Here is a 12,964-nt window from a genome sequence, read left to right as displayed (position 1 = left end):
TTACCGCAAATGAGATAGATTTTCATATTATTTATATTTGGAAACATTTTGATCACGATACCAAAGATAGTTGTTCAAATTTTTGAGAATCTCTCTCGAAGCTCCGTTGTAGATTCGGATTTCAACATCTTCCGTAATAATTTTCGCAGCCATTTCCCTGACCGGTCGATATGTTTCTTTAGGGCTTAGGTCAACAAGGTTGACTTCCACGACGTCATCCAATTTCATATTTAAACCTCCGATATACTTGATGTTTAAAGCATACCAAGACATCGGAGGTTTATGAAGAACGCTTATTTAACGACCGCTTACTATATAACTGTACGTTAGCTAAAAAAGAGTGATATTTGTAATTGAAATGACGGTGTTCATTTTATGTTCGATGTTTTTTCATGTTATTTGCATAAAATAGCATAATTATTTGTCCGATAAACCCTATGAGGATTAGTTCAACAAAATATTATCGAAAGGACGTATCAACATGAAAAAGAACACATCACAGAAAGGGCAACGCTCAATCGGCAAGTGGATTACCGGAATTTTGGTTGTAGTGGGCATTTTTCCGTTGCTCGTTATGTTAATCGGTTCGATCAGCACGACAACTGATGTCCTGATTGAACGCAACGATTTGTCCAAGGAAAGTGCCGTTGATCTTATTCAGGAAGAGCGCAATCATCTTCAGTCGACTTCTGAAAAGATGCTGAAGAAAATGGCGACCTACCCTGAATTTAAAGAGAGCAAATTCGACAAGAAGAACCTGGAGCTTGAAATGAAGAAGCTCTGCAATGCAAATGACTCCCTCCTTACGGCAACGGTTGCCGACCAGGATGACAACTGTGCAAGCTCCGACAAGCTTCCTGCAGGTTACAAGCCGACGACACGTGAATGGTATCAGAAAGCTGTTTCCGACATGGGCAGCGTAATCTGGACTCTTCCTTATAAAGATGTCCAAACCGGCATGTATGTCATCACGGCAGCATATGCCTACGAGACAGACAACAACAAGATTCGCGTTGTCAGCACCGACGTTTCGTTCAATGCGATTGAACGTCCAATCGGCAATGTCAGGATCGGTCGGACGGGTCGCGTGACGCTTGTTTCAAACGGCGGAATTGTGCTTGCCTCAAAGGGCGCAATTGATGACAGTCATTACAGTCGCGGCAACAGTCTGAAAAACGACAAGATGTATCAGGCAATCAAGGCTTCTTCAAAGCGCAAAGGATTTGTTCATTTGAAGGGCGAATCAAAGATTACCGATATTTACTTTAACAAGGGCGAAAACGGCAGCAAGTACTGGGCGTATTCGTACGTGATGAAAAACGACCTTCAAAACGAACGTCGGACAATGATCAAGACGGCCAGCGTGATTGCGATTATCGTTGCAATTGTCATCATCATTGCTGCAATGACGATCCAGGGCATCTTCAGAAGAATTTCCGAAACATTGCTTTATTACTTTAAGGAAGCAGAAAGCGGCAATCTGAACGAAATCAAGGTTGATCGCAGCAAGGCCAAGAACTTTGCTGAAAAGGTCACGGCAAAACTCGTAAATCCTGAACAAGATGGCAGCGAATTCAACAGAATCGCTTTCGGTTACAATAAAATGATCAATGCCGTCGGTGAATTGATTGGAAACGTCAAGAAACAGTCGGCAAACGTTGCGGAAAAATCAGCTTCATTGCTTGAACTCTCCAAGCAGACGGGCAAGGCAACGGAAGAAGTTGCCCAAACGATTACTGGCATTGCTGAAGTTACGAGTTCACAGGCTCAGGAAACTCAGGAAAGCGTAACTAAACTGGAAGAACTTTCGAAGGTTATCGATGAGTTGAACGAAAGCGTTCATGCCATGAATGCTGAATCCGACGAATCTGCCAAAATCAATCAGGACAACATGAACACGATGGACAATGTCAACAGCAACTGGGTGGCTGAGCTCGATGATATGAAGGCCCTGTCTCAGAGTGTTCAGAACATGAACGCGGATATTCAGGACATTACCAAGATTATCAATGTCATCAACGAAATTTCGCGTCAGACGAACCTGCTTGCCTTGAATGCTTCGATTGAAGCTGCCAGCGCAGGCGAAGCCGGCAAAGGCTTCTCAGTCGTTGCGGCAGAAATTCGCAAGCTTGCCGAACAAAGCGCGGCTTCGACGAAGGAAATTGAAGGCATCATCGACAACATCAAGAATCAGTCAATTGAAATGGTCGACAAGACGAACAGTTCCGTTGAAGGCGGTCAAAAGCAGTCCAAGCTGATTCAAGAAGCCATCAAATCGACGATGGAAGTCTTCAAGCGCAATCAGGAAATGGCACAAAAAGTCGCAGGCGTTGCCAAAGCTTCAGATAAGATCGAAGAAGTTCAAGGCAAAGTGCTCGAAGGACTTGAAAGCATCTCTGCTTCAACTCAGGAAAACGCAGCTGGAACGGAAGAGGTTTCCGCAAATTCCGAAGAAGTTTTGGCAACGATGGACGAATTCACGCAGTACGTTGCCGACTTGCGCGATATTGCAGACAACTTGAAGAACGAAACGGACAAATTGAGCGTTAATAAATAATTTGTTAAAAGGTTTTGACAAACCAGTCACAAATTAAAGAACCGGATGATTTGCGATTTATTGCGAATCATCCGGTTTTTTATGCAGCGCTTGGTGATGTGCAGAAAAGAGAAGCGAAAGGGGCGGGCTTGTCGTTGGTCTGGTTTTTGGGGGGTACGGGCAGATCACAGGAATCGACGTTTTGCCCGTAATCGACAGGCATTTACGGGCAGATTTGCAAAAACGAAGATTTGCCCGTAAGGCCCGCCTTGACACAATGCTTTGCAAGGATGGCTTGGAAGATGCTAAAAAATAAAAAGCACGCTCACTATCGGACATGCTTTTGACGTCAAAAAGAAATAGTCGCCTTAACCTGCCAAAGTTCAGGGGCGACTAAATGCAATAATTCAAGGTCGTCACTGTGAAACGACTTGCATAGGTCTTGGCGAATAACCGGTAAGGCTTTTCTGAACTTTCGTTGTAACATCAAAACTCTTTTTTGACAACAAGTGGCTGATGAATGATTTTGAAGTTTTTGCTGCTTATGTTTGAGATATTGTTGCGAATGTCACAAAAATAGAGCCGATTTGAAATTGATGTCAAGAGTGGATTTTTAATTTGAAGTATAGTTTTTCCGGGCTTCAGTTGATAAAGTTTCATGGACATAAAAAGCCTGCCAAATGCTAGTTTAAAAAGATTCTAAGCCGGGTTAATAATTGATACAACATCTTGTGCGTGAAACAAACTGCATTCGATATGTTGTGCTAATGGATTCAAGCGGTTATAATCATTATAAATTGAAACGAAGGGATTGATATTATGAACATAACCGTATTCAGTCGCAAAGGCTGCATGAAGTGCATGATGACCAAAAGATTTTTAAATGAACATAACCTTGATTTTAAAGAAGTCGACGTTGATGAAGATGAAGCCGCAATGGCAAGGCTGCGCAAGCTTGGAGTCAAAAGTCTGCCGGTGGTTGAGGACTCGAACAAAGTCGTCTGCACTGGATTTGACCAGGAAAAAATGAAAAAGGCCTTTAACCTATGAAGGTCGTGTACTTTAGCGTGACTGGTCAGACTAAACGGTTTGCGGCCAAACTCAACGCTTACGAGACGATTGAAATCGATCCGACCGCTGAGCTGGAGATGAAAGATCCGTACGTACTGGTGGTCCCGACCTATGAAGCAGAGTTTATCGCGCCCGTTTTTGATTTTCTTGAAACCGGTGAGAATCAGAAATTTTTGGCCGGCGTTTCGGGATCGGGCAATCGAAACTTTGCCGAGCTGTTTGTTTTTTCCGCAAAGGAGATTGCAAAAAAGTACGGCGTTCCGCTGATATATGCGTTCGAGTTTTCCGGAACGAAGGAAGACGTTGACAATTTTGAAGAAGAGGTGAGAGAACTTGAACGAAAAACAACCATGGTTCGAGCTCAACAATGAACTGAATCTGCCGGAAGACGGGCGGATCAGACTGGACAAGGATCAGGCGGCGTTGAAGCTGTTTTTGAAAGACGAAGTCAAGCCAAAGATCAAGCGGTTTGAAAAAAAGCACGAGCACGTGAAATGGATGGTCGAAAACGGCTATTACGATGAGGAAGTCTTCGGAAGATACACTTCTGAGTTCATCGACGGACTGGATGAAAGGCTGCGAAAAGCAGGATTCAGATTCAAGACGTTCATGTCTGCCTACAAGTTTTATGCGCAGTATGCCATGAAAACGAATGATCAAAAAATCTGGCTCGAAGATTTTTGCGACAGGGTTTTGGCATGTGCGCTGACGTTTGCCGACGGTGATGAAGAACTTGCGGAGATAATCGGAGAAGAAATCATTCATCAGCGGTTTCAGCCGGCAACGCCGAGTTTTCTGAACGCCGGACGAAAACGACGCGGTGAGTTCGTGTCATGCTTTTTGCTTCAGACGACCGACGACATGAACTCGATCGGACGGCTGATCAATTCGGCTCTGCAGCTGTCAAGAATCGGTGGCGGCGTCGGCGTCAGCCTTTCCAATCTGCGCGGGCGGGGAGCCAGCATCAAGCAGATCAAAGGGGCGGCTTCGGGCGTCGTTCCCGTGATGAAGCTTCTTGAAGACAGTTTCTCCTATTCAAATCAGTTGGGGCAAAGACAAGGTGCGGGCGCCGTTTATCTGAACGTTTTTCATCCAGACGTTTTGGAATTTCTCGGGACCAAAAAAGAAAATGCCGATGAAAAAATCAGGGTCAAGACGCTTTCTTTGGGACTCGTCGTTCCGGACAAGTTTTATGAGCTTGCGCGCAAAAACGAGGAGATGTGCCTTTTTGAACCTTACACGGTCGAAAAAGAATACCATTGTCCGTTTTCCTATGTCGATCTGACCAAAGAATACGAGAAGATGGTCGAAAATCCTCGGATCGAGAAGAAAAAAATCTCTGCGAGAATGCTTGAAGAAGAGATTTCAAAGCTTCAGCAAGAATCGGGCTATCCTTATATCGTCAATATCGATACGGTCAATGCCGGCAATCCGATCAAAGGAAAAATCGTCATGAGCAACCTTTGTTCAGAGATTTTGCAGGTGCAGGAGCCGTCCGTCATCAATGACGAGCAGGAATACGTCAAGCTTGGACGTGATATCAGCTGCAACCTTGGGTCAACGAATATTGCAAATTTGATGAAAGCACCTGACTTTGGACGTTCCGTCAAAACGATGGTGAAAGCCTTAACGGAAGTTTCCGACGAATCAAACATCAAAAGCGTGCCTTCCGTAGCTCACGGAAACGAAACGGCGCATGCCATCGGACTGGGGGCAATGGGTCTTCATTCCTTCCTTGCGCAAAACAAAATTCGCTACGGTTCAAAAGAAGCCCTGGAATTCGTTTCGACGTATTTCATGCTGCTGAACTATTGGACGCTGGTTGCTTCAAACGAAATTGCGATTGAGAAGAAGCAGATGTTTGACGGTTTTTTAGAAAGCAGGTATGCGGACGGAAGCTATTTCGAAGAATATGAAAATGCTGATTTGACACTGCATTTTTCAAAAACAAAAGAACTCTTCAAGGGAATCTTCATTCCGAGCGCAAAAGACTGGGGCAGACTGCGCCAAAACGTAATGAGACACGGGTTGTACAATCAAAACAGGCTCGCCGTTGCGCCAACCGGATCGATTTCTTACATCAACGACACGACCGCATCCCTGCAGCCAATCGTCAGGGTCGTGGAAGAGCGGCAGGAAAAGAAGATCGGCAAGATCTACTACCCGGCGCCCGGTCTTTCCGAAGAAACGCTGCCTTACTACACGAGCGCCTATGACCTTGACATGAGGTGCGTCATCGACACTTATGCGGCGGCGCAAAAGCACGTCGATCAAGGGCTGAGCCTGACTTTGTTCATGAGATCGAAGCCGTCTGCTGATCTTTACGAGTGGAAAAAAGGTCACAAAGAGGAATTGACGACGCGCGATTTGACGATTCTCAGGCACTATGCCTTCCGAAAGAAAATCAAATCGATTTATTACGTCAGAACGTTTACCGATCAGGATGAAGAAGACAAATTTGCCGAATGCGAAAGTTGTGTGATTTAAATGGAAAAAACATATCGTGCCATAAACTGGAACGTGTTGGATGATGCCTTGGACAAGGCGGTTTGGGAAAAGTTGACGGAGCAATTCTGGCTTGATACCAGAATTCCCTTGTCAAACGATCTCAACGATTGGAAGAAAATGAAAGAAGAAGAGCATGCGCTAGTCGAAAAAGTTTTCGGAGGGCTGACCTTGCTTGACACGTTGTAGTCGGTTGACGGGATGAGCGCGCTTAAAAAGGATGCCTTGACCTCGCATGAAACGGCCGTGCTGAACAATATCGAATTTATGGAATCCGTGCATGCCAAAAGTTATTCGTCGATTTTTTCGACGCTCAATACGCCGACAGAAATTGAAGAGATTTTTGAATGGACGGAAAAAAACGAGTATCTTCAGTACAAGGCAGAAAAGATCTGTGCGATTTATCGCGGAGACGATGCTTTGATGAAGAAGGCGGCCTCCGTTTTCCTGGAGTCGTTTCTGTTTTATTCAGGCTTTTATGCGCCGCTTTATTTTCTCGGACACAATCGACTTAACAACGTGGCCGAAATAATCAAGCTGATTTTGAGGGACGAGTCGGTTCACGGAACTTACATCGGATATAAGTTTCAGATAAGATACAGGGCTTTGGAAGAAGAAGAACAGGAGAAATTGAAATTTGAAATCGTCAACCTGCTCTACGATCTGTATCAAAACGAAGAGAAGTATACGCATGAACTTTACGATGAACTCGGATGGACCGAAGACGTCGGCATCTTTTTACGATACAATGCCAACAAAGCCTTGATGAATCTTGGTTTTGAGCCATTGTTTGAAGAAACGGCCACAGACGTCAACCCCGTCGTCATGAACGGCATTTCGACGTCAACGTCAAATCACGATTTCTTCTCTCAGGTCGGAAACGGTTATTTGCTTGGCAGCGTTGAGGCGATGGGTGACGATGATTACTGGATTTGAAAGCAGTGAGCATAATTTTTTACTTTGCTTCGATTGTACGCTATACTTACGTAAAGTAAGCAATAAGAAAGGCTGATCAGACATGAATAACGCAATTGAATTTTTAAAGAAACGGCGCTCGATTTACGCAATCGGAAAGAACATCGAACTGAATAATGAGCAGATTACCGAACTGATCGAAGGAGCATTCAAAAATTCTCCGACCGCATTCAACAGTCAGACGGTCCGTGCAGTGATTACGTTCGGCGAATCTTCGGATCGTGTTTGGGACATTGTTTTGGATGAACTCAGAAAAGTCGTCAAAGATGACGATGCTTTTTTGAAGACGAAAGAAAAAATCGCAACTTTCAAGGCAGGTTTCGGAACGGTACTGTATTTTACGGAAACAGCAACCGTCAAGAAATTGAAAAAAGATTTTCCGCTTTATGCCGACAATTTTGACGATTGGGCGGAACAAGGCATCGGCGGCGCACAGCAGGCCGTTTGGGAAGTTTTGGCAGCAAATAGCCTCGGTGCTTCGCTTCAGCACTATAACCCGTTGATCGATGATGCGATCAAGCAGCAATTCGATCTTCCGGAAAGCTGGAGACTGCGTGCCGAAATGCCGTTTGGATCGATTGAAGCTCCTGCGGACGACAAGGAATTTTTGGAAGACGACGTGAGATTTAAGGTTTTTGACTAAGATTTGGTTTTGTGATCGAGAGACGAAATAGTGAGGATTTTCTGGGTGGAAATTCTCGCTATTTTTTTGTGCGTGGTGAGGGATGTTATAGGTGCGTGTAGAGGAAGCGAAAGCGTTATCTTAGACTGAGGCGGAGGGGTGGTGAAAGCATTGTCTTCAGGCGGTGAATGAGGATTTTGAGTCGGCGGTAGAACATTTTTTAAATTTTGGGGATTTTTATTCTACTTTGGGAGCCGCGCGAGCAGGATTTTGAGTCGGCGGTAGAACATTTTTTCAATTTTTAGGTATTTTGTTCTACTTTCGGGTCCGCGCGAGCAGGATTTTGAGTCGGCGGTAGAATATTTTTTCAATTTTGGGGATTTTTGTTCTACTTTGGGAGCCGCGCGAGCAGGATTTTGAGTCGGCGGTAGAACATTTTTTAAATTTTGGGGATTTTTGTTCTACTTTGGGAGCCGCGCGAGGCGGATTTCGAGTCGGCGGTAGAATATTTTTTCAATTTTGGGAATTTTTGTTCTACTTTGGGGGGCGCGCGGACTGGATTTGGGAGCAGCGGTAGAATATTTTTTCAATTTTGGGAATTTTTGTTCTACTTTGGGGGGCGCGTGAGCCGGATTTTGAGGCAGCGGTAGACAAAAATGAGTAGAAATTCCTGTTTTTTGTCTACTTTGGCGGCTTCGGTCACTGGATTTGACCGAAGAGGGCGCTTTTCGGTTTCAAATCAGCGTCTGCAGCGAGAGAGGGACTGCGATTAACAAAAAAGCCAGACAAACGTCTGACTCATTGAAGATTATATTTTGAATCGAGGTTCGTAATCGTGATGCGGCCGATCGTGATCGAAACCCAGACCGTCATCTGCAGGAGAAACATCATGAAAACGAAGGCCAGCATGCGCGGACTCCACATGGTGATAAGTTCTTTGATGACGAAACCGGGATCAAAGAAGATGTAGGCCGTGTGCAGGCGCAGGAATCTGCCAACGTAGACACCGACTGATGAGAAAATCGTCAGGACAGTTACGATAATTGTGCGCCAACCAAGACCTGGCTTGCGGAACCTGACCTGAATCGTCTGCGTGACGTATTCGAGACTCCAGACGCCCATCAGGCAACAAGCCAAAGCGCTTATGACAAGGTTGGTGAAGTAAAGCCAGAGATGAAGGTCAAACTTCATCAGGCCGGTTGCGGCATCGTAGGGATTCATGCGCGCAAGGTGAAAAAGGTCCGTCAAAACGTACGGGGCGTTCGGATAGAAGAGGAGCCAGCATACGAAGAGGAGCCAGTAGATGATTTTTGGCTGACCTTCGTTCATGTGAAACGAAATCTCGACTGGGAGGTATGCCAGAAACGTGTTGAGCACAAGGAAACTGAAAAAGTTCCCTTGGCGGTAGATTGTCAGATACGCATAGATGATGTAGATGAAAAATGCAGTTCTGACCACCCATTTGAATCTTTTAGACACTTTTTCCACCGCCTTTTTATTGATAATTCTATTGTATCAAAAACCGGTGTGTTTTTTTTTGTTTTGCGGCAATCGTTGTAAAATTTTTAGATTTTAACGTCGTCTTTTGTCAAGTAACATTTTTACGGTGGACGTGATATAATGTATAGTTGTAAAAATAAACAGTGAGGGGGTATTTTGTTGCAGGTTTTAGGAAGTATCTTCACTTTGCAGCATGTGGTCAACGTGTTGGACGTTTTGGTCGTTTGGTACGTGATCTACGTGTTGATGATGCTGCTTCGCGGGACCAAGGCCGTTCAGTTGTTCAAGGGTGTCGTCGTCATCATCGTCGTCAAATTGATCAGTTGGTACGTTGGTCTTGAGACGCTCTCTTGGATAATGGATCAGGTGATCAACTGGGGGATTATTGCAATTATCGTGATTTTCCAACCTGAAATCAGACGCGGTCTTGAACACTTGGGGCGCGGTTCCTTATTTACGTCATATAATAAGAAAGAAAATAACGAAGAGAAGATGGTCGAGGCCTTGGATCAGGCGATTCAGTACATGTCAAAGCGTAGAATCGGTGCTTTGATCACTATTCAGATGAATACCGGCCTTGAAGACTATATCGAAACCGGTATCAAGCTGGATGCCAATATTACGGGCGCTTTGCTGATCAATATTTTCATTCCGAATACGCCGCTTCACGATGGCGCGGTTATCATCAAGGATAACAAGATTGCAGTTGCCGCCGCATATCTGCCGCTTTCCGAAAGCAACCTGATTCCAAAAGAGCTCGGAACAAGACACCGTGCGGCCGTTGGCATCAGTGAAGTTACGGATGCGTTGACGATTGTCGTTTCAGAAGAAACCGGCGGCGTGACGATTACGAAGAACAACGAACTGATTCGCGATCTTGCTCGTCAGGATTATCTCAAGCTGTTGAGAAACGAGCTTGTTCCAAAGGAAGAGGACAAGAAGCAGTCCTTTTTTGAAAGAGTTGCCCAAGCCTTCTGGAAAGGAGGGCACAAGCATTGAAATTCCCTAAGATTGATAATACGAAGTTTTTGTATCAGCTTGTTTCGCTGTTGTTTGCCTTGCTCTTGTTTTTCTACGTAAATTATCAGCGCCTGGGTTCAACGAGAACGACTGACAACAAGCCTCAGGCGCCGGCAGTTTTGATGACGAACAAAACGGTCAAGATGACGATGCCGCTTGCAGTCAACGTTGACAACGACAAGTATTTCGTGACCGGATATCCGGAAAAGGTTCAGGTCAAACTTTCAGGTCCGAGCGCGATGGTCAAGGCGATGGACAATACGCGCAATTTTGAAGTCTATGCGGATTTGTCGAAGCTGAAATCAGGCACTCATACCGTCAAATTCAAGACTTCCGGACTCAGCAAAGAAGTAACGGCTTCGATTGATCCCGATTCGGCCGTCATCAAGATCGAACGTCGCAAGACGATCACGATGTCGATTCAGACACGCTACGACACTGGACAGATTTCAAGCGGATACGCTGCCGGAACACCGATATTGAGCAGCCGGACGGTAAGCATTACGGGCGGACAGAAGTCTATCAAAAAAATCGTCAGCGTGGTTGCGAATGTGAATTTGCCAGACGGAACAAACTCCGCATATTCAAAAAACGTCATTTTGCAAGCAATCGACAAAAACGGCAAACCGGTTCCAGACGTCGTCATCAGTCCGGAAAAGGTTCATGTGACCGTTCCGATTAATTCGGCAACGTCAACGAAGACCGTGCCATTGCTGCTTGAAGCTGGCGCTGGCGGAGTTTCCGGTAAAAGCTATAATTTCACTTCGTCAACGAAGTCGATCACTCTCCACGGAACGAAGACGGCTCTCAAGTCGATTTCTTCATACATCTTAAAGGTTCCGATTGTCGGGATTAACAGCACGACGACGAAGACGATTAAAATTTCTCCGACCGAAGCGGGCGTTACGTCCGTTTCGCCGAATTCGGTTCAAGTAACGATTGAAGTTCAGTCGTCAGGAAGCCAGATTCAGTCGAGCGGATCGACCGGTTCAAACGATTCTTCCGGTTCGGATAAGCAGACGACGACTGACAATGACGAGGATAACAAAAAAGATGATGACAGCAGCAAAATTAATAGTTCGAGCTCGTCGTCAGTTTCATCTTCTTCTGAAGATTAGATAAACACAGAAATGAGGATTTTTTAAAATGAAATATTTTGGTACAGATGGTGTCAGAGGCATTGCAAACGAGACACTGACTCCTGAACTTGCATTTAAACTAGGTCGCTGCGGTGGTTACGTGCTGACACAGCATGCTGAAGGCAAGCAGCCACGCGTCCTGGTTGCTCGCGATACACGCATTTCAGGGCAAATGCTTGAACAGGCTTTGATTGCCGGCTTGCTTTCAGTCGGAATCGAAGTGTTCACTTTGGGTGTCATGACGACTCCTGGCGTTGCCTATCTCGTTCGTTTGCAGGATGCTGATGCAGGAATCATGATCTCTGCTTCGCACAATCCGGTTCAAGACAACGGCATCAAGTTCTTCGGTGGTGACGGGTACAAGCTTTCGGACGATCAAGAAGAAGAAATCGAAGCTTTGCTTGAAAAAAATACTGATGATCTTCCGCGTCCTTCTGCAGAAGGCCTGGGAACGGTCAGCAGCTACCGCGAAGGCGCGCTCAAGTATTTGCAATTCCTTGAACAAACGATTCCGGATGATCTTGAAGGAATGCACATCGCAGTTGATGGTGCCAACGGTTCGACGAGTAATTTGGTTTCACGACTCTTTGCGGATCTCAGCGCTGAATTTGACACGATGGCAACGAATCCGGACGGACTCAACATCAACAAGGGCGTTGGTTCGACTCATCCCGAAGCTTTGGCCAAGTTCGTCGTTGAACAGGGTGCTCAAGTCGGTGTTGCATTCGACGGTGACGGCGATCGCTGCATCGCGGTTGACGAGCTCGGCAATATCGTCGACGGCGACAAGATTATGTTCATCTGCGGCAAGTATATGTGCGAACGCGGCCGCTTGAAGAAGGATACGATCGTGACGACCGTCATGAGCAACATCGGTTTGTACAAAGCGATGGCCAAAAATGGCCTTAATTCCGTCAAGACTCAAGTCGGCGACCGCTACGTCGTCGAAGAGATGCGCAAAGACGGCTACAATGTCGGCGGCGAACAATCCGGCCACGTTGTTTTTCTTGATTTCAACACAACCGGTGACGGGATGTTGACGGCGTTGCAGCTTTTGAACGTCATCAAGCAGACCGGGAAGAAATTGTCCGAACTTGCTGCGGAAGTGACGACTTATCCTCAAGAACTCGTCAACGTTCGCGTGACCGACAAGAAGGCAGCGTTGGACAATGAGGTCATCAAAGCCGCAATTGCCAAAGTTGAAGACAAGATGGGAGACGAAGGTCGCGTGCTCGTGCGACCTAGCGGCACCGAAGATTTGCTGCGCGTCATGGCGGAAGCTCCGACGCAAGAGCTCGTTCATGACTACGTAATGGAAATCGTGGATGTCGTTAAGAAGGAAATGGGCGTTTAATTGAATATGAAATGAGGCCGGGCATTGTGTCCGGTTTTTTTGTGCGGATTTTTGGGATGGGGGGTGAGGGGGGTGTCTGATGTGGTCGGCAGAATTGGATGTGGCGTGAGACGGAATTGGTCGCAGCGGCAGACAAAATTCGGTAGGAAATCTCATTTTTTGTCTGCTTCGGAGCCGCGCAGGGCGGATTTGGAGTCGGCGGTAGAACATTTTTTCAATTTTTGGAGATTTTGTTCTACTTT

At 45.8% G+C, this 12,964-nt stretch carries 10 protein-coding genes and 1 pseudogene; 9 read left to right on the top strand and 2 right to left on the bottom strand.

The window, feature by feature from the left end:
* Positions 1 to 27: 27 nt before the first annotated feature.
* Positions 28 to 228: a hypothetical protein gene (locus BMZ95_RS03780; protein WP_014073217.1), complete on the bottom strand. Its 201-nt coding sequence runs from the start codon at positions 226 to 228 to the stop codon at positions 28 to 30.
* 253 nt (positions 229 to 481) lie between these two features.
* On the opposite strand from BMZ95_RS03780, the gene BMZ95_RS03775 reads away from it, so the two are divergent.
* From BMZ95_RS03775 to BMZ95_RS03745, 6 genes and pseudogenes are all read left to right on the top strand, one after another.
* Positions 482 to 2,557 (top strand): methyl-accepting chemotaxis protein, encoded by a 2,076-nt coding sequence (locus BMZ95_RS03775; protein ID WP_074786431.1) that lies wholly within the window; start codon positions 482 to 484, stop codon positions 2,555 to 2,557.
* A gap of 798 nt (positions 2,558 to 3,355) precedes the next feature.
* Positions 3,356 to 3,586, top strand: a complete 231-nt coding sequence (locus BMZ95_RS03765) for a glutaredoxin family protein (RefSeq protein ID WP_022279928.1) — start codon at positions 3,356 to 3,358, stop codon at positions 3,584 to 3,586.
* A complete protein-coding gene (nrdI, locus tag BMZ95_RS03760; protein ID WP_014073939.1) occupies positions 3,583 to 3,978 on the top strand; it encodes a class Ib ribonucleoside-diphosphate reductase assembly flavoprotein NrdI in 396 nt (131 codons plus the stop codon). The genes BMZ95_RS03765 and nrdI overlap by 4 nt, the downstream gene beginning before the upstream one ends.
* Positions 3,941 to 6,094: a class 1b ribonucleoside-diphosphate reductase subunit alpha gene (gene nrdE, locus BMZ95_RS03755; RefSeq protein ID WP_046921935.1), complete on the top strand. Its 2,154-nt coding sequence runs from the start codon at positions 3,941 to 3,943 to the stop codon at positions 6,092 to 6,094. The genes nrdI and nrdE overlap by 38 nt, the downstream gene beginning before the upstream one ends.
* Positions 6,095 to 7,048: pseudogene (gene nrdF, locus BMZ95_RS03750) on the top strand (class 1b ribonucleoside-diphosphate reductase subunit beta).
* 82 nt (positions 7,049 to 7,130) lie between these two features.
* Positions 7,131 to 7,730 carry a nitroreductase family protein gene (locus BMZ95_RS03745; RefSeq protein ID WP_046921937.1) on the top strand — a complete coding sequence of 200 codons (600 nt, stop codon included), beginning with the start codon at positions 7,131 to 7,133 and terminating at the stop codon, positions 7,728 to 7,730.
* A gap of 777 nt (positions 7,731 to 8,507) precedes the next feature.
* Here the strand turns inward: BMZ95_RS03745 and BMZ95_RS03735 are convergent.
* Positions 8,508 to 9,188, bottom strand: a complete 681-nt coding sequence (locus BMZ95_RS03735) for a DUF1361 domain-containing protein (RefSeq protein ID WP_046921939.1) — start codon at positions 9,186 to 9,188, stop codon at positions 8,508 to 8,510.
* Between the two features lie 177 nt (positions 9,189 to 9,365).
* Here BMZ95_RS03735 and cdaA point away from each other — a divergent pair, with 177 nt between their 5' ends.
* Genes cdaA through glmM form a run of 3 tightly spaced genes read left to right on the top strand, consistent with a single transcriptional unit; the run spans position 9,366 to position 12,722 of the window.
* The gene (gene cdaA, locus BMZ95_RS03730) at positions 9,366 to 10,208 is read left to right on the top strand and encodes a diadenylate cyclase CdaA (protein WP_003691761.1); all 843 of its coding nucleotides are present in this window, start codon (positions 9,366 to 9,368) and stop codon (positions 10,206 to 10,208) included.
* Positions 10,205 to 11,347, top strand: a complete 1,143-nt coding sequence (locus BMZ95_RS03725) for a CdaR family protein (protein ID WP_046921940.1) — start codon at positions 10,205 to 10,207, stop codon at positions 11,345 to 11,347. Before cdaA ends, BMZ95_RS03725 begins: the two co-directional genes overlap by 4 nt.
* A gap of 28 nt (positions 11,348 to 11,375) precedes the next feature.
* Positions 11,376 to 12,722, top strand: a complete 1,347-nt coding sequence (glmM, locus tag BMZ95_RS03720; protein ID WP_014073933.1) for a phosphoglucosamine mutase — start codon at positions 11,376 to 11,378, stop codon at positions 12,720 to 12,722.
* The last annotated feature ends 242 nt before the right edge of the window (positions 12,723 to 12,964 follow it).

It is taken from the genome of Ligilactobacillus ruminis DSM 20403 = NBRC 102161 (genome assembly GCF_900113455.1).
GTDB classification, from domain to species: domain Bacteria; phylum Bacillota; class Bacilli; order Lactobacillales; family Lactobacillaceae; genus Ligilactobacillus; species Ligilactobacillus ruminis.
The sequence above is the reverse complement of the archived record's forward strand: the minus strand, read 5'-3'. Positions and strand labels throughout refer to the sequence as shown.